Origin of the sequence: Yimella sp. cx-51, assembly GCF_017654605.1 — a bacterium.
Taxonomy (GTDB): domain Bacteria; phylum Actinomycetota; class Actinomycetes; order Actinomycetales; family Dermatophilaceae; genus Yimella.
In genome coordinates this window covers 1,439,781-1,456,990 of sequence record NZ_CP072113.1, presented here as the reverse complement: position 1 = coordinate 1,456,990, position 17,210 = coordinate 1,439,781, and the positions used below count along the sequence as shown (strand labels likewise).

Here is a 17,210-nt window from a genome sequence, read left to right as displayed (position 1 = left end):
TGTGGTCTTCGCCGAAACCAAGCGCCCCGGCCGAACCCGCACCCAAGTACGCAAACGCCCCGCTCACCAAAGTGAGCGGGGCGTTTGCCGATTCCTACCGAATCAGTTGCCGGTCAGCTTCTCGCGAAGAGCAGCCAGTGCCTCGTCCGAGGCGAGCGTGCCTTCGGCCGGAGCGGCGGCGGTGTCGTTGCCACCCGAGGAGTACGAGGTCGGTGCGGTCGCAGCGGTGGCGACAGCCTCCGCGTCGGCCTTGCGAGCAGCCTCGATCTGGGCCTGGTGCGCCTCGTAACGCGAGTGCGCGTCGGCGTACTGGGCTTCCCAGGTCTCACGCTGCGACTCGAAGCCTTCGAGCCACTCGTTGGTCTCCGGGTCGAAGCCCTCGGGGTACTTGTAGTTGCCCTGGTCGTCGTACTCGGCGGCCATGCCGTAGAGGGTCGGGTCGAACTCGCTCGCGCCGGCAGCGTCGTCGTTGGCCTGCTTGAGCGACAACGAGATGCGGCGACGCTCGAGGTCGACGTCGATGACCTTGACGAAGAGCTCGGTGCCGACGGTGACGACCTGCTCCGGCAGCTCCACGTGGCGCTCGGCCAGCTCGGAGATGTGGACCAGGCCCTCGATGCCGTCCTCGACGCGCACGAACGCACCGAACGGAACGAGCTTGGTGACCTTACCCGGCACGACCTGACCGATCGCGTGGGTGCGGGCGAAGTGCTGCCACGGGTCTTCCTGGGTGGCCTTCAGCGACAGGGAGACACGCTCGCGGTCCATGTCGACGTCGAGCACCTCGACGGTGACTTCCTGGCCGACCTCGACAACCTCGGACGGGTGGTCGATGTGCTTCCAGGACAGCTCCGAGACGTGCACCAGGCCGTCGACACCGCCGAGGTCGACGAAGGCACCGAAGTTGACGATCGAGGAGACGACACCCGAGCGCACCTGGCCCTTCTGCAGCTCCTTGAGGAAGGTCGTACGGACCTCGCTCTGGGTCTGCTCCAGCCACGCACGGCGCGACAGAACAACGTTGTTGCGGTTCTTGTCGAGCTCGATGATCTTGGCCTCGACCTCCTTGCCGACATACGGCTGCAGGTCGCGCACACGACGCATCTCGACCAGCGAGGCGGGCAGGAAGCCGCGCAGGCCGATGTCGAGGATGAGGCCACCCTTGACGACCTCGATGACGGTGCCGGTGACGACGCCGTCCTCTTCCTTGATCTTCTCGATGGTGCCCCAGGCGCGCTCGTACTGTGCGCGCTTCTTGGACAGGATCAGACGGCCTTCCTTGTCCTCCTTCTGGAGAACCAGGGCCTCGACCTCATCGCCCACGGAAACGACCTCGGTGGGGTCGACGTCGTGCTTGATGGAGAGTTCGCGGGAGGGAATGACACCCTCGGTCTTGTAACCGATGTCGAGCAGAACCTCGTCACGGTCGACCTTGACGATGACACCTTCGACAATGTCGCCGTCGTTGAAGTGCTTGATCGTCGCGTCGATCGCGGCGAGCAGCTCCTCCTCGGATCCGATGTCGTTGATCGCGATCTGGGAGGTGGTAGCGGTAGTCATGTAGTAGGAAACCTTTGGTGGACGGTTGAGTTGGACAATAAGGACGTCCCGTCGAACCACCGGAATGGACCGACGGGATACTGCGCACACGAAAGTGCCTCTCTACCCTACCCGCTGTGCAAGACGTGGGCAAAACCACTTCTGGACCCAATCCGTCCGATGAAAGGACGCGGATCATGGACGACTCGGCAACCCCCGGCGGCCCCTCGGCCGGGCGCGGGAAGAACCATCACGTCGACGACCGGGAGAGCTCCCGCGCGCAGCGCGCGTGGTGGGACGGCGAGGCCCGCGACTACTACCTCGAGCACGGCGCGTTCCTCGGCGACGAACAACTGGTCTGGGGTCCGGAGGGCTGGACCGAAGAGGAGCTGCGGATCTTCGGCAATCGACGAGGGCTCACCGGACGCGACGTGCTGGAGTTCGGTGCCGGCGCCGGCCAGGGCGCCCGGTGGATGGCGGCGCAGGGTGCCCGGGTGGTGGCGTCCGACATCTCCCTCGGCATGCTCGAGGTCGGTCAGCAGATCGACCGCCGCGACGGTCGCAACCTGCCCCTCGTGCAGGCGGACGCCGGGGTGCTGCCCTTCGCCGACGAGACCTTCGATCTGGCCTTCTCGGCGTACGGCGCCGTGCCCTTCATCGCCGACACCGCGTCCTTGATGCGTGAGCTGGCCCGGGTGTTGCGCCCCGGGGGGCGTCTGGTCTTCTCGACCACGCACCCCTTCCGGTGGTCCTTCCCGGACGTGCCGGGCGAGGCCGGCCTGGTTGCCGAGTACAGCTACTTCGACACCACGCCGTACGTGGAGCAAGCCGCCGACGTGGTCACCTATGTCGAACACCACCGCACCTTCGGTGCCCGGCTGCGCGAGATCGTCGCCGCCGGCCTGATCGTGCAGGACGTGATCGAGCCGACCTGGCCGGAGCGCAACCCGCAGAACTGGGGTGGCTGGAGCCCGACGCGCGGCAAGGTCATCCCGGGGACCGCGATCTATCTGGCGACGAAGCCCTGAGAACACGGTGAAGGGCTCCCACCCGATGGTGGGAGCCCTTCACCGTGTCAGTGGCTGTCAGTGGCAACTACGACCGGTGGTTCGATCGACGAATCGGTGCCGTGTCGTCAACGCCGTCGGAGTCGAGCAGGCCGCCCACACCGGCGTTACGGTCGACATCGTCGTCGTAGCGGGACGCACCGCCCGCGTTCCGCTTCCGGTTGCTGAACCACATCAGCAGTCCAACTGCGAGGAGCAGAAGTCCGACCACGGTTCCGAGTAGGGGCACGGTCGAGCCGATCTGCTTAAGGCTGGTTCCGCTCTCCTTCGCCGACTTGACGTTCTCCGCGACCTGTTCCGGTGTGAAGGCGAAGTTGATGTCGATGACCGTCTGACCACTGGCCATCCGCTGAACCAGGTGCTGCTCCTGCTTCTGAATCGATCCAGTCACGGGGTCGATCCACATCGTCTTCTCGGTGTCGTAGGTGCCCGCAGCGCCACTGATTTCGATGGGAGCAGCCTTCACCTCGTAGGCGAACTTGTAAGTCTCGAGCCCGTTGAGCTTCTCCGTGCCGACGAACTTGGTGTCAATGGCCTTCTTCGCGTAGTCGTCCCAGAACGGGTACGTCTTCTTCTCGACGTCGAAGGGGAACTTGTTCATAAGGCCCGACTTGCGCTCGGCGTCCGCAGGAAGCCCCTTGAAGTCACTCACGGCCAGGCCCGTGCGTCGGTCGGTTGCAAAAACATCCGTTCCGGCGGCAATCAGTCGCTTCTGCGGGTCATCGGCGGAAACGCAATCCGGACCGCTACCCGCCTCAGCCTTGATCAAGCACGAGGACGTCTTGAACAGCACGACGTCCTTCGTCGATGCCGCCGAATCCGCGAGCGTGGTGCTCAACGCGGTCACCGGCGTGTCAACCATCGACTTGCCATCAAATATGGACGCCTTGCCGCTCAGGTGCGTAACCGTGTTCGTGTCGAGCGGGGTTCGCTTTACCTCGTTAGCAGCGTAGAATTTTGCCACCACAGCTACGGCTAGTAGGAAGGCTCCCAGGAACACCAGTACCTTGGTCAACAATCCGCGCAACGCAATTTCTCCTCATGTCGGCCCGGGGCTCCCGGAGTCGGCTGAGCGTAGCAGTGCATAAGGCCACCGGCATAGCATCTAGGGCGACGTTTTGCGCCACGAGACGCATCCCTCCTGCGGGTGGGTACAGTCCCACCATGACCGACGTCCAGGATCCGCCATCACGGAACCTTGCCCTCGACGGCCTCCGTGGTCTGGCGCTCGTCCTCGTCGTCCTGTCGCACGGCTGGGCGCTATGGCCCGGGGGCGGATCCGGCAGCAATGCCCCGTGGTGGCAGGTGCTGCGCAGTGGAAATCTCGCAGTGACCGTCTTCCTGGTGGCCGGCGGCTACCTCTTGATCGCCGGCCTCATGCGCTTGCCGTCCAACGGCAGCAGCGCGGACTACGTCCGGGCCGTCCTGCGCCGAGTGATCCGCATTGCGGTCCCGGTCCTCGTACTCGTCGTCGCGATTCTTGCGGTGTCGGTGCTCGACCCCACCGACGACACCCCGCCGTCGACGACACGCAAGAGCGCTTGGGCAATATCGACCTTCACGTGGAACTGGTATGTACAGAACAGTGCGCTGGCGGCTCGCGCCGACCTCGGGCACCTGTGGTATGTCAGTGTCTTCGTGCAGGGAGTACTCCTGCTCACCGCGCTCTTCTTCATGCAGCGGCACCGCCTGTGGTTGTTCGCGGCCACCATCGGGGCGCTCCTGTGCCTCGTCATCTGGTGGCGAGCGCATCTGATGACCACCGAGCCGAACATGGTGCTCACCCTGCTGCGCACCTCGACCCGCATCGACGGCATGCTCTGGGGTGCGTTGCTCGCGTCAACCGCACCTTGGTGGCGACGATTGCAGGTGCCGTGGCATGCAGTCGCGATCACTGGCCTTGTCGTGCTACTCGCCCTCACCCTCACGGTCGGGGGCTCGAGCTCCTACTTCGGGTGGCAGGGACAGGCCATGGCGATCGGCACGGTGCTGGCCACGGCAGGTCTCGCCGCGACCGACAGCGCCCTTGCCTCCCGGGTCCTCAGCATCCAGTCGCTTGCGTGGCTCGGCCAGAACTCGCTGACCATCTATGTCTGGCATTACCCGGTGTTCTTCTTCGTCGCCCGCCACACGGGCGACTGGGCATGGCCCGCACGAACCGCGGTCGGGCTCGCGCTCGCCGGGGGTTTGAGCTACCTGCTCATCCGACTGGTGGAGCGCCCGATTGGTGGATGGCTCCGGAGGTCGCGCTGGACTCGGCCGGGGTCATCGACGGCGTAGCTGCCTCCGGACGGTGTGCACCCGTTCGAGGGCAGCCTGAACAGTCGAATCGGACAGATTCAGGCGACGCTTCGCACGGTCGTACATGTCGAGCACCACACGGTCAGCAGCGATCGCGTAGCGCTTGAGTCCCTCGTCGGGACGAGCGCGGTAGTTCGTCGACTTGCGGACTGCCGAGTCCTCGACCGTGAAGTAGTAGAGAGCAAGGGAGCGCCTCGCCTCACCCGGCGGGCAGTTCAAGCCGTCGGGGTGGCCGTGAAAGCTCTCGCCGCTGGTGGTGAAGACGAGCATCCGGTTGCCCAACGGCGTCACCAGACCCTCGCGCCGCGTCACGTCCTTGTTCCAGAGTTCGAGCTGACCGCCCCACTCCTCCGGCCACGACTCGTTCAGGTACAGAAGGATGTTGACCCGGCGAGCCCAATCCTCGTGGTCATGGTGAGTACTGAAGTCCGTGTGGATGTTGAGGTGCCCACCGCGCAGGGTCTGGTGCAAACCACCGCCGTCCATCGACCAGTCCGGGAGCAGTCCGGAGATGCCGGTGAGCTCCTCGAGGAAGGCAACGAACTCCTCCGAGCAGAAGTCCTGCGCGATCGCCCTGAGCACGGGGCTCCACGTGTCGGGCTCGGTGTTGGAGTACTTGGTCTCGTTGACGTGGAGGTAACCCTTCCAGAACGGATCGTCCGTCGCAGGGAAGGCTGCAACCGCAGCCGTGAAGGCCTCGGGCTTCAGCACATTGTCGAGGACGACGTGCGGGAACGGCCGCGCCCCGCGGTACTGCGGTGCGATCGCATCGAGTTCGGCGCGAAGACGTGGGAGGTCGACCAGGTCAAGAGACATACGCAGCATGATGACATATAGATCTCCATTGTTACCAGCGAGTTCTGTACACTGCGAACTCCTTGCGCGGGAGCGGCACGGCTCCCCGCCCTCAGATGGAGCGTCAGTGAATTCTTCCGCTGTGCCCGTGACGTCTTCGGCCACGTCGGTCGGATCGTCCGTTCCGCCGGTCAGGTCCGCTGGCGCCCCCCGCGTCGGAGTCCTCGTGGTCGCTTACAACGCCGAGACCACGTTGGCTGCCACTCTGGACCGGTTGCCCGCTTCGTTCCAGGCGACCGTGGACCACGTCCTTCTCGCCGACGATGCGAGCCAGGACAGGACCTACGAGATCGGCCGCGACTACCAGTCGAAGTCGTCGCTGGCCATGACGGTCGTCAAGCACCCGCAGAATCTCGGTTACGGCGGGAACCAGAAGGCCGGCTACACTTGGGCGATCAACCACGGGCTCGACATCGTGGTACTGCTCCACGGCGACGGGCAATACGCGCCGGAGATGATCGAGGACCTCGTACACCCCATCGCACGCGGGGAGGCTGACGCGGTCTTCGGATCACGGATGCTGACAAGCGGTGGCGCACTCAAGGGCGGCATGCCGCTCTACAAGTTCGTCGGCAATCGAATCCTGTCAACCACCCAGAACCGCCTGACCGGGCTGGGACTAAGCGAGTGGCACAGCGGCTACCGCGCGTACAGCGTGAAGGCGCTCGCTGCCCTGGACTTCCAGAGCTACTCCAACGATTTCGACTTCGACACCGAAATCATTCTCGGACTCCACGACGCCGGTTTCACCATCGGCGAGGTACCCATCCCGACCTACTACGGCGATGAGATCTGCCGAGTGAACGGCATCCGCTATGCCAAGGACGTCATTCTGGACGTCCTGGCCTACCGCGCCTCAAGGATGGGCTTCGGCAGTCGCGGCACGGTCCTCGATCCCAACGCGTACCAATTCAAGCCCTCACCTCATTCGTCCCACGGGCGGATCCTTTCCTGGACCGCCGAGACGCCGGCCGGCAAGGTTCTCGACGTCGGATGCTCGGACGGCCGTTTCGACGAGGCGGTCCGCGGGCAGGGCCACGTGGTTCACGGTGTCGATCTCGTTGAACACGAAGGTGTGCGGGACCGCCTCGACGCCTTTTACCGCGCCGATCTGACGACCGGTCTGCCGCCAGAATTGCCGACCGATTACGCGACGATCATCGCTGCGGACGTCCTGGAGCACGTCGTCGACCCCGGCGCACTGCTGGACAGCATGGTCGCTCATCTCGCTCCGGGTGGGCAGATCCTCATCTCCGTTCCCAACATCAGCCACTGGTATCCGCGCGGTCGAATCGCTCTGGGTCGCTTCGGTTACGACTCCCGAGGTCCGCTCGATGAGGGGCACGTGCGCTTCTTCACGCGCAAGACCTTCACCCAGCTGCTGAAACGGCACGGACTCGTCGCCGTCGAAGCGACCACAGTCGGCGCTCCTGTGGACGTCGTCGACCGGGCCGGCCCTCGCACGGCGATGACATCTGTGATCAAGCATCTCGGCGAGATCGACCACGCCGCATCTCAGGCCTGGCCCTCGATGTTCGGCTATCAGTTGTTGTTCCGTGTCGAACGGTCGGCGTGAGCGACTCAATTCCACTCACCCGACGCTCGTACCGCCGAAGGACTGCCATGAGAAGGCCGTCGTGCAAACTCGTGGCCTCCATCGGAGGTCTCGTCATCGGTGGCTTGGTGTTCCTCGGCACCCTGCTTGATTTCGGCTGGAACCCCGGCCGGACGGCCAACACCTTCGGGTTCGCCTCCAACTTCTTCGACATCCAGGCACGTGCCCTGCTGGCGGGCCATCTGTCGGTACCGAAGGATGCTCTCGGCATCGAAGGTTTCGTCGTTGACGGCAAGACGTACATGTACTTTCCGCCGTTCCCGGCGGTCGCCCGGATGCCGGTGCTGCTGGTAACGCACGAGTTCGACGGCAGGCTCACCGTGCTGATGATGGCCGTCGCCTGGACCATCTTCGCCGTGATGACGACACGATTGGTGTGGCTGATCCGCTCGTGCATCGTGCGTACCGAGCAGCCGACGATCGGTGAATGTTTCGGCGTCGCCGCCCTGATTGCAGCGATGACCGGCGGTACGACGCTGACGTTCGATGCCGCCCTGCCGTGGGTGTACCACGAGGTCTACGCATGGTCTGCGGCATTCTTCGTCTCTGCTGCCTATTGGCTGGTGCGATATGTGCAGAGCCCGTCACGCACCGCGGCGTGGTGGATCGGGGCAGCAGTCGTGGGGCAGATCATGACTCGGTCAACGGGCGGTTTCGCGCTTGCGGGCGTCTGCCTCGTGACCGCCGGGATCATCGTCCTGCGGCGCCGCCGCGCCGGACTCTCGGTTGCTGCACCGATGGCCCTTGCCGGTTTCGTTCCATTGGCGGCCTCGGTAACCCTGAACATGGTGAAATTCGGGCACCCATACCTCTTCCCCCTCGAGCGCCAAGTGTGGACGACCGTCAACGAGCACCGGCGGGAGGCTCTGGCTGCCAATGGCGGGACGATCACCGGCCCGCAATTCATCCCGAGCACCACCCTCGCCTATCTTCGTCCGGACGGCATCCGGTTCACCGAGTATTTTCCTTGGATCTCCCTGCCCGCACGCCCCGCGGCGGGAATCGGAGACGTCGTGTTCGACCAGACCTACCGCACGGGTTCGGTCACAGCCTTCATGCCATTGCTGTCCCTGCTGGCTGTCGTCGCACTACTCTCCCTCCCCTGGTGGGTGCGGTCCTCGCGAACGCGACCGTTGGCAGCACCTCTCGCCGCGGCTGTCCTGACGATCATGCCCGTGCTGATGTACGGCTACATGACGCACCGCTACACGAGCGAGTTCGTACCGTTGTTGGTCGTAGGCGGCGCCATCGGGTTCTGGCTCGCCTGGCGCGGGCTCGCCCGGGTACCCACAGTGCTGCGCGGGGTATTCCTCGCACTCGTCGCGTCCGGCGCGGCCGCGAGCCTTGTCGTGCAGACCCTCACTGCGGTGCCGACGATTGCCATGAACCAGCGGGGTTCCAAGTTGGAGGATTACATCACCCGCCAACTCACGCTTCCTGGCCACTCCGCCCTCAAACCGCTGATGACGAAGGGTGAGGCCGTGCCCGCAGGCGGAGCCACGGACTCCTTCTTCATCCAAGGAGACTGTGACGCGCTCTTCGTCAATACCGGCGACGCCTACGACCAGTGGGTTCTGGTCGAGCAGCGACCACTGGTAGCGGGACTCTCGCTGGATGAGCGATACAAGAAGGGCCGAGTCCCGCTCTTCGTCGTCCATGGACCCGTGGACAGGTCCGTACAACTTGAAATCGGTGACCTCCGGCTCGCGCGTGTGGTTGTCTCCGCAGCCGACGGCGAGGTGACCGGACCCTGGTTTTCGATATACAAGGGATCGCAGGTTCGTCTGGGCCTCGGCGTGCGCTCGGACCTGGGATATGCCGACATCACCAGCACACCGGGCGGTCACGTCGCCTACGTTCCCTGGTCGAACTACGACCCGACCACATGGGTCTCCCGCCCCGGCCGAATAGTGGCTGCGGACTCCGCAACTATCGCAACTCAGCACGGCCTGACCGTCCGCGACCTCACCGGTAGGCCGCTGCCGCTGTGCCAGCAGGTCCTTTCCCGGGTCAAATGACCCGTGAGAGTCCTATTTCTCGCCTGGCGGGACGTCGAACACCCCGAGGCCGGCGGCTCAGAACGCTATGTCCAAGCAATTGCCGAAAGCCTGATCGCCCGCGGCCATGAGGTAACGGTCCGATCGGCACGACCAAGGGGCCTCCCCCGTCGCGACACCATTAATGGAGTTGCGCACGAAAGAGCCGGCGGTCGTCTCGGTGTCTTTCCCCGCGGCTTCCTTCGAGCCATGCGCGAGGAACGCTCCACCGCGCTGGTCGACGTCATCAACGGTGTACCGTTCGCCGCTGGCTTCCTGCCTGGACGATCGGTCGTTGCGCTCGTTCACCACGTTCATAAGACCCAGTGGAAGTTGATCTACCCGGGTCCGAAGGGGCACCTGGGATGGTTCCTCGAGTCCTGGCTCGCTCCGCGCTCAGCGCGGCGGCATCGGGTCGTGACGGTCTCAGAGGCAAGTCGGCGCGACCTGGTGCAACTGGGGTACCGGGACGAACGGATTACCGTGGTCCGAAACAGCGCACCAGGGCCATGCCAGAGGGACGCCGGCCCGGCGAAGGATCCGATGCGTCTGGTCGTGCTCGCTCGGTTGGTGCCCCACAAGCAGGTGCACCACGCGCTGCTCACGGTGCAACAACTGGCCCCCGGCTTCCCCGCGCTCACCCTCGACGTCGTCGGGGATGGGTGGAGTCGGTCGGCTCTTGAGGCCATGGCGCGAGACCTCGGCATTGATGAGCGTGTCAACTTCCACGGGCAAGTTACCGAGGCTGAGAAGGAGCGAGTTCTCGACCACGCGGCGCTCATGCTCATGCCGTCAGCCAAGGAAGGCTGGGGCCTCGTCGTCACCGAGGCGGGCCAACATGCCGTGCCGAGCATCGGGTATCGCTCAAGTGGTGGTCTGAAGGAATCCATCCGGGACGGCGTGACGGGATGGCTGGTGGACAGCCTCGAAGAACTCGTGCTGACCACTGCATCGGCACTGCGAGACCCGGCGGAAGTCAGCCGGCGTGGACACGCGGCAAAAGCCTACGCAGCGGAACTGGAAGGCTCTGACCGTGTGGGTGAATTCGAAACAGTGCTCCGAAGCGAATTTACCGGTCGCCGTAGGTGATGACAGCCTGCTTGGCCGGGTTCGCGCTCGGCGCGCCAATGGTCGACGACACGACGCCGAAGAGGCTGACGGCGGCGAGGAGCACGCCCGCGATGGCCGGGGCCACGATGTTGGTGAGCAAGCCAAAATCCTTTCAAGAGGGTCTTCGGCAGCGTAGCAGGGACTACGCCCCTTTTCTCGTCCGCCGAGCCCGTAACTTGAACGGGGCACCCAGAAGAATCACACCAATAACGCCATCGACGAGCGCGAGAGCCCGAGCGCCAGTCGTCCAGCGTGCACCCACTTCGGCAACCTGTCCGGGACGTGCCGGTCCAAGCGTCCAGAGTGCGAGCGAGGCGCCGTTGTACACCCGCGTTGCTCCCGGGATTCGCGTGACTTTCTCCGGATCGTCCAGATACACGAGCACATGAGTGACACCGAGTGCCAGGAGCCGGCTCGCCCACGTGGCCTCCGGCCCGGCGAGCGCGGTGGCAACCTCCCGACTGACCGGATCCTCACCCGCGATCGTTGAGCCACCGACAACAAGGTCGTCCGAGCCGATGACCGGCGTGTCGAACCATCGCGAAGCAGGGTCGTAGACCGTCACCGCGTTTCCCCAGGTAAATCGACGGTAGGAGCGCCACGGAAGGGTGACCACTACACCCCCGGGCTCATCGAGCATCGCGGCGACAGCGTCGAAATCGGCCGGGTAACTCACCGGGCTGATCGTGGGCCAGACCACCCGATGCGCATCCGGAAGGCAGACCAGCGGAAGCACAACGCAGAGGCTGACAGCCGACATCGAGAGGACGGGCAGATGCTTGCCCACCCACTCCAACGAGACATCGACGCACCAGGCAACCGCAAGGACCGCGGCCACCACGAACCACGCCAGCCACTTCTGCGAGTCGCGTAGAAGCCCGGCACCGGGCACCTCGTTGACAAGCTCGACGAGGAGCCTCTCACCCCACCCGACGGAGCTGACCGCCGCAAGGACGAATCCGAGCACCGCCGTGCAGGCGACGGGTAAAGCGACAGCGAGGCGTCGACGGGGCCCCGACCACAACAGCGCGACGGCACCGAGCAGAGCGCACAGGACAAGCGCCGAGGTGAGATGCCCGAGGATTCCCGATCGACTCAGGGGCGCGCTTGACCGATCCCAGATGCCACCCAGACCGAGGAGCGACCAAACGACGCCCCCCGGGCGCTCCGTGCGCGATGCGAACGCCATGACCCCCCGAGGATCGGAGAGCACGCCCCGGGTGCCCGACAGGAGCCCTGGGAGCAGCCAGGGCAGTTGCGCCAGCACGCTGAACAGCAGGACGGTCCGCCGGCCCTTCGCACGCCCGAACAACGCGATCGCCGAACCGGCAGCGAGCAGACCGCCCGTTGGCGTCAGCCCACCGAGCGCCAACCACGGGCCGACCCTCCTCGCGGACCGACGCTCGGCTTCGTCGAGAGCTACGGCGAGGCAACCCCAGCAGGCCGCATACCCGAGCAGCAGAGCCCATTGGCCCAGCGCCAGCCGTTCCACGACGTATGGGTTCCAGACGGAGAACCCGACGCAGAGCACCCGAGCGGGCAGCGAGAGCTTTCGCGACGCGCGGGCGGCCGACCATGCCGCGAGCAGGAGACCGCCGATCACTCCGGCACGCGCGAGTACCTCGCCGCGGACGAGGGAATCGAGGACTGCGACCACGGCGTCCAGCGGCACGGCCCTGGGCAAGGCATGGGAGATTCCGAGGCCTTCCGGCGTGAAAGGTTGGTCAGGCGTGAAGACGAGGTCCCGCCCCAGCGGGTAACCTCGTCCCGCGACGAGCGGCCAGGTGAGAAGACCAACCGTCACTGTCGCCACCAGCGCCAGGATGCTCGTCGTCCGTGACGGCAGACGACTAGCACGGATCACGGGGAGCCTCTCGAGACGGGGACGCGTGGGTCAGAACTTGATGGAGTCAACCATGCCAGGCAACGACCGCGAGATCGCCACCCGAGACTGGGCGCTGGTCGATTCCATTCCCGGTTGGCTGACCTTCGACCAGGCGCACGAGCTGGCTCGGCTCATCCAACGCGCGCCCACTGCGAGCGTGGTGGAAATCGGATCACACCAGGGGCGATCCACGGCCACCCTGGCTCTGGCGCGTGAGGACGCCCGGGTGACTGCGGTCGACCCCTTCGTCACGGCCCGTCTCTTCGCCGGCCAGACAATCCGCGACAAGTTTCTCGCCAACCTCGACCGGCTCGACATCGCCGGCCAAGTCACACTCCTGACGATGACCAGTAACGCCGCGCTCGACGCATGGGACGCCGATGACCAACTGGACCTCTTATACATCGACGGCAAGCACGACACTCTTTCGCTCCTGCGTGATCTGAGATGGGTTGAGCACGTACGGGGCGGGGGCCACGTAGCGGTTCACGACGCCTTCTCTTCGCTCGGGGTCACGCTCGGATTGCTGATCGCACTTCCCACGTCACGTCGCCTCACGCTGACCCACAGGATCGGCTCGCTGGCCGTTTTCGACGCCCGTGCCCCTCATGGGCGTGAACGCCTTCGCGCGCTCGGTCACCTGCCGTGGTTCCTGCGCAACCTCATCATCAAGGTGCTGCTTCGCCTACGGCTTCGCGGCCTGACCGAATATCTCGGGCACAGCGGCCCGTTCGATCCCTACTGATCGCAGTACGCTCTCGCCTCATGTCCCGTTCATTCCCCGATGTTGCCCGGTCGGTTCTCATTGCCGGCGGCATCATGATCATGAACGTCACGACGTACGGACTGACACTGCTTGCGGCTCGATCCCTCGGCCCCGCGGAATTCGGCACTTTCTCCGCAGTCCTCGGGGCGTTGATCATCCTGAATGTCCTTTCGCTCGGGCTGCAGTCGGCCGGGGCCCGGCGAATCGCGCGCGGACCGGACAATCAGACTTCGAGCACCGTCCAAATTCAGGCACTGACTGTCCGCGCGGCCATCATCGTGCTCGCCGCGGGCGTCGTGCTGGCGCCGGCTCTGGCCCGTTTGATGGACCTCGGCTCCGTCATGACGGCAATCGCACTGGCCGTCTCGGCCAGTCTTCTGACGCTCATGGGCGGGTTCTCGGGCATTCTCCAAGGGGAGGAGCGCTGGCTCCAGCTCTCGCTCGTGTACACCGCAATGGGGACTGCCCGGCTGGGGATCGGCCTGGTCGCTCTCGCGATTTCCCCAACGGCATTGAGTCTGTGCATCGGCGTTGCGGTAGCAGCTGCGGTTCCGGCTGCGACGGCCTACTTCTTCGCGAATCGACCTGGGCCGGCGGGCGCTCGGATCCCGGTATCCGCAGATCCCGATGCGCAGGTCGACGCGCCCGAAGACATACGCCTGTGGCACGAGGTTGTCCACAACTCGCACGTGCTGCTGGCATTCTTCATGCTCTCCAACATCGATGTGGTGGTCGCGCGCCAACTCGTGCCGCACCACGAGGCCGGACTGTATGCCGCCGGCTTGGTGCTGACCAAGGGCGTGCTCTTTCTGCCGCAGTTCGTCGTGGTCGTTGCGTTCCCGGCAATGGCTCGCCACACATCGGGAAAAATGACCCACGTCGCAGGGCTGGGCCTCGTTGCCCTCATCGGGCTCACCACCATCGCCGGTGTTCTGCTCCTACCCAACGTCGCGCTGCAGTTCGTGGGCGGCGCCGCCTACGAAGAGGTAAAGGCGTCGTTGCCCATCTTCGCCGTCGTAGGAACTGTCCTCGCGATGGTTCAGCTGCTCATTTACGGCGCTATTGCGGGCCGCCACGCACGTGCCGTATGGCTGGTGTGGCTCGCCGTCGGAGTCTTCATCGGATCAGCTCTTTCCGTACACAATGCGCAGCAGATGGTGAGTCTGAAACTCACCTGCGACACTGCCCTGCTCGTCGTCTTGGCCGCATACGTCATGACTCGGTCGGACAAGGTCACCGTGCAAACCTACGAGCCGGCCCTCGTCGAGGACCTCACCTCACCGGAGCAGCCGCCGGTGCGCTGAGCGCCCTCACGGCCAGCACCGTGCGATCCGCGGATCAGTGCGCGGCCTCGTGCCATGACCGCCCCACGCCGACGCTGACGTCGAGCGGCACGTCCATCGCGACCGCCGAGCCCATCTGGTCGCGCACCAACGCCTCAACGTGGTCACGCTCCCCCGGTGCGATCTCGAGCACGAGTTCGTCGTGTACCTGCAACAGCATCCGCGACTTCAACGAGGTGTCGTCGAGGGCGCGCTGCACCCCGAGCATGGCCATCTTCATGACGTCGGCGGCCGAGCCCTGGATGGGTGCGTTGAGGGCCATGCGTTCGGCCATCTCGCGACGTTGGCGGTTGTCGGAAGTGAGGTCGGGCAGGTAGCGGCGCCGGCCGAGCATCGTTTCGGTGTAACCGGTCAGGCGAGCGTCGTCGACGACGGAGCGCAAGTAGTCGCGCACTCCCCCGAAGCGGTGGAAGTACTCGTCCATCAGGTCTTTGGCCTCTGCCGTGCTGATGGTGAGCTGCTTCGACAGGCCGAACGCCGACAGTCCGTAGGCGAGGCCGTAGGACATCGCTTTTACCTTCGACCTCATCTCGAGGGTGACATCTTCGGGCTCGACTCCGAAAACCCGCGCACCAACGAATCGGTGGAGGTCTTCGCCGGTGCGGAAGGCTTCGATGAGTCCTGCGTCGCCGGAGACGTGGGCCATGATGCGCATCTCGATTTGGCTGTAGTCGGCGGACATGAGCGACTCGTAGGCTTCGCCGACGACGAACGCCTCGCGGATGCGACGGCCGGATTCGGTGCGGATCGGGATGTTCTGCAGGTTGGGGTCGACCGAGGAGAGACGCCCGGTGGCGGCGACGGTCTGCAGATAGGTGGTGTGGATGCGGGCGTCGTCGGCCACCGACTTCATGAGGCCCTCGACGGTGACGCGCAGTCGTGACCAGTCGCGGTGCCGCAGCAGGGCCTCAAGGAAGGGGTGCTCGGTCTTGGTGTAGAGATCGGTGAGCGCGTCGGCGTCGGTGGTGTAGCCGGTCTTGGTCTTCTTGGTCTTCGGCATCTGCAACTGGTCGAAGAGCACCACCTGCAACTGCTTCGGCGAGCCGAGGTTGATCTGCTCGCCACCGATGGCGTCGTAGGCGTCCAGCTGGGCTTGGCGCACGCCGTCGGCGTAGTCGGACTCGAGCTGCTGCATGGCTTCGAGATCGACAGCGATGCCGACCCGTTCCATCCTGGCCAGGACGCCGGTGAGTGGGAGTTCGACCTTGGCGAGAAGGTCGGTGCCGCCGATGTTGTCGAGCTGGGCGCGCAGCGCTTCGCCGAGCTCGGCGACCGCGGCGGCGCGCACCATCGCCTCCTGCGCTGCGGTGTCGATGCCACCGAAGTCGAGGGTGCCTTGTGCGGGCACTTCGGCGTCAGCGCGCAGTTCGCGCTTGAGGTAGCGCAGCACGAGGTCGGCCAGGTCGTAGGACCGCTGGTCGGGCCGCACCAGGTAGGCAGCGAGCGCAGTGTCGGAGATGACTCCTTCGATCGGCAGACCGCTGGCCGCAAGCATCTGTGCCTGCGGTTTCGCATCGTGCAACACCTTCGGACGCGCTTGGTCAGCCAACCATTCACGCAACGCTGATTCGCCGCGCTCGTCGAGGGTGGTGAGGTCGATGTACGCGGCCTGTTGGTCAGCCGAGACCGCGACCGCCTCTGCTTCACCGCTGCCGCGGACCCACCGGCCGATGACCTCCACACCTGCTGATGTCTTGCCGCTGAGGTGTTGCCCGATCCACTCGGCGACGACGCCCGGCGCCAACACTTCGCCGTCGACCTCGACGCCTTCGTCGGCTTCCTCGGTGACCGCTTCGAGCGTGGCGAAGAGCCGATCGCGCAGCACGCGGAACTCCAAGCCGTCGAAGACGGTGTGCACCTCCTGGCGGTCCCACACCTTGCGCTCGAGTTCTTGCGGGGTGGCCGGCAGGGCGAGGTCGCGCACCAACTCGTTGAGCCGACGGTTGCGCAGCACGCCGTCGAGGTGAGCACGGAACGACTCGCCCGCCTTGCCCTTGATCTGGTCGGCGTGTGCGACGACTCCGGTGAGGTCGCCGTAGAGCCCGATCCACTTCGCCGCGGTCTTCGGGCCGACGCCGGGGACGCCGGGCAGGTTGTCGGACGACTCCCCCACCAGCGCTGCGAGGTCGCTGTAGCGCTCCGGCAGCACGCCGTACTTCTCCTCCACCGCGGCCGGCGTCATGCGCGCGAGTTCGGAGACGCCGCGCACCGGGTAGAGCACGGTGACCTGATCGGTCACCAACTGAAGCGCGTCGCGGTCGCCGGAGCAGATGAGCACCTCGTCGAAACCGTCGGCCAGCGCCTGCGTGGTGAGGGTGGCGATGACATCGTCGGCCTCGTAACCCTCGACCTCGACGTAGGTGATGCGCAGCGCGTCGAGTACCTCGTGCAGCAGCGACACCTGCCCCTTGAACTCATCAGGCGTGGCCGAGCGGCCGGCTTTGTACTCGGCGTACTCCTGCGTGCGGAAGGTCTGGCGGGACACGTCGAAGGCGACACCGACGTGGGTCGGCTCCTCGTCGCGCAACACGTTGATCAACATCGAGGTGAACCCGTACACCGCATTCGTGTGTTGACCAGTGGTGGTCGAGAAGTTCTCCGCCGGGAGCGCGAAGAAGGCGCGATAGGCCAGGGAATGTCCGTCCAACAGCAGCAGTCGCTTCACACATGGCACCCTATGCCCCATGACCGAC

Annotated in this window: 13 protein-coding genes; 7 read left to right on the top strand and 6 right to left on the bottom strand. The window is 65.3% G+C overall.

The window, feature by feature from the left end; genetic code table 11:
* Window positions 1-102: 102 nt before the first annotated feature.
* Window positions 103-1,560: a 30S ribosomal protein S1 gene (rpsA, locus tag J5M86_RS06895; RefSeq protein WP_188060810.1), complete on the bottom strand. Its 1,458-nt coding sequence runs from the start codon at window positions 1,558-1,560 to the stop codon at window positions 103-105.
* 176 nt (window positions 1,561-1,736) lie between these two features.
* Between rpsA and J5M86_RS06890 the strand changes: the two genes are divergently transcribed.
* A complete protein-coding gene (locus J5M86_RS06890; protein WP_188060811.1) occupies window positions 1,737-2,567 on the top strand; it encodes a class I SAM-dependent methyltransferase in 831 nt (276 codons plus the stop codon).
* A 67-nt stretch (window positions 2,568-2,634) separates the two neighbouring features.
* Here J5M86_RS06890 and J5M86_RS06885 read toward each other — a convergent pair whose 3' ends face one another.
* Window positions 2,635-3,621: a DUF3068 domain-containing protein gene (locus tag J5M86_RS06885; protein ID WP_208965121.1), complete on the bottom strand. Its 987-nt coding sequence runs from the start codon at window positions 3,619-3,621 to the stop codon at window positions 2,635-2,637.
* A gap of 149 nt (window positions 3,622-3,770) precedes the next feature.
* On the opposite strand from J5M86_RS06885, the gene J5M86_RS06880 reads away from it, so the two are divergent.
* On the top strand, window positions 3,771-4,886 hold the full coding sequence (locus J5M86_RS06880) for an acyltransferase (RefSeq protein WP_188060813.1): 1,116 nt from the start codon (window positions 3,771-3,773) through the stop codon (window positions 4,884-4,886).
* Here the strand turns inward: J5M86_RS06880 and J5M86_RS06875 are convergent.
* Window positions 4,872-5,723 (bottom strand): 2OG-Fe(II) oxygenase, encoded by an 852-nt coding sequence (locus J5M86_RS06875; RefSeq protein WP_188060814.1) that lies wholly within the window; start codon window positions 5,721-5,723, stop codon window positions 4,872-4,874. The genes J5M86_RS06880 and J5M86_RS06875 overlap by 15 nt on opposite strands.
* Window positions 5,724-5,928: 205 nt before the next feature.
* On the opposite strand from J5M86_RS06875, the gene J5M86_RS06870 reads away from it, so the two are divergent.
* From J5M86_RS06870 to J5M86_RS15740, 3 genes are read left to right on the top strand one after another with little or no spacing between them, the layout of a single operon-like run.
* Window positions 5,929-7,338, top strand: coding sequence for a bifunctional glycosyltransferase/class I SAM-dependent methyltransferase (locus tag J5M86_RS06870; protein ID WP_244328525.1), 1,410 nt, complete (start codon window positions 5,929-5,931; stop codon window positions 7,336-7,338).
* A 47-nt stretch (window positions 7,339-7,385) separates the two neighbouring features.
* A complete protein-coding gene (locus tag J5M86_RS06865) occupies window positions 7,386-9,395 on the top strand; it encodes a hypothetical protein (protein ID WP_188060815.1) in 2,010 nt (669 codons plus the stop codon).
* Window positions 9,396-9,398: 3 nt separating this feature from the next.
* Window positions 9,399-10,502, top strand: coding sequence for a glycosyltransferase family 4 protein (locus J5M86_RS15740; RefSeq protein WP_188060816.1), 1,104 nt, complete (start codon window positions 9,399-9,401; stop codon window positions 10,500-10,502).
* Here J5M86_RS15740 and J5M86_RS06855 read toward each other — a convergent pair.
* Both J5M86_RS06855 and J5M86_RS06850 read right to left on the bottom strand, forming a co-directional pair.
* The gene (locus J5M86_RS06855) at window positions 10,483-10,623 is read right to left on the bottom strand and encodes a hypothetical protein (RefSeq protein WP_188060817.1); all 141 of its coding nucleotides are present in this window, start codon (window positions 10,621-10,623) and stop codon (window positions 10,483-10,485) included. The genes J5M86_RS15740 and J5M86_RS06855 overlap by 20 nt on opposite strands.
* A gap of 42 nt (window positions 10,624-10,665) precedes the next feature.
* A complete protein-coding gene (locus tag J5M86_RS06850; protein WP_188060818.1) occupies window positions 10,666-12,387 on the bottom strand; it encodes a hypothetical protein in 1,722 nt (573 codons plus the stop codon).
* A gap of 52 nt (window positions 12,388-12,439) precedes the next feature.
* Here J5M86_RS06850 and J5M86_RS06845 point away from each other — a divergent pair, with 52 nt between their 5' ends.
* A complete protein-coding gene (locus tag J5M86_RS06845) occupies window positions 12,440-13,153 on the top strand; it encodes a class I SAM-dependent methyltransferase (RefSeq protein ID WP_188060819.1) in 714 nt (237 codons plus the stop codon).
* A 20-nt stretch (window positions 13,154-13,173) separates the two neighbouring features.
* Window positions 13,174-14,478 carry a lipopolysaccharide biosynthesis protein gene (locus tag J5M86_RS06840; RefSeq protein ID WP_188060820.1) on the top strand — a complete coding sequence of 435 codons (1,305 nt, stop codon included), beginning with the start codon at window positions 13,174-13,176 and terminating at the stop codon, window positions 14,476-14,478.
* Between the two features lie 34 nt (window positions 14,479-14,512).
* Here the strand turns inward: J5M86_RS06840 and polA are convergent, their stop codons facing one another.
* Window positions 14,513-17,182 (bottom strand): DNA polymerase I, encoded by a 2,670-nt coding sequence (gene polA, locus J5M86_RS06835; protein ID WP_188060821.1) that lies wholly within the window; start codon window positions 17,180-17,182, stop codon window positions 14,513-14,515.
* Window positions 17,183-17,210: the final 28 nt, after the last annotated feature.

Coding starts and splice junctions, on each gene's coding strand:
- J5M86_RS06880 (WP_188060813.1), top strand. CDS start 3,771: ATGACCGACGTCCAGGATCCGCCATCACGGAACCTTGCCCTCGACGGC.
- J5M86_RS06845 (WP_188060819.1), top strand. CDS start 12,440: ATGCCAGGCAACGACCGCGAGATCGCCACCCGAGACTGGGCGCTGGTC.
- rpsA (WP_188060810.1), bottom strand. CDS start 1,560: ATGACTACCGCTACCACCTCCCAGATCGCGATCAACGACATCGGATCC.
- J5M86_RS06875 (WP_188060814.1), bottom strand. CDS start 5,723: ATGTCTCTTGACCTGGTCGACCTCCCACGTCTTCGCGCCGAACTCGAT.
- J5M86_RS06890 (WP_188060811.1), top strand. CDS start 1,737: ATGGACGACTCGGCAACCCCCGGCGGCCCCTCGGCCGGGCGCGGGAAG.
- J5M86_RS06865 (WP_188060815.1), top strand. CDS start 7,386: ATGAGAAGGCCGTCGTGCAAACTCGTGGCCTCCATCGGAGGTCTCGTC.
- J5M86_RS06840 (WP_188060820.1), top strand. CDS start 13,174: ATGTCCCGTTCATTCCCCGATGTTGCCCGGTCGGTTCTCATTGCCGGC.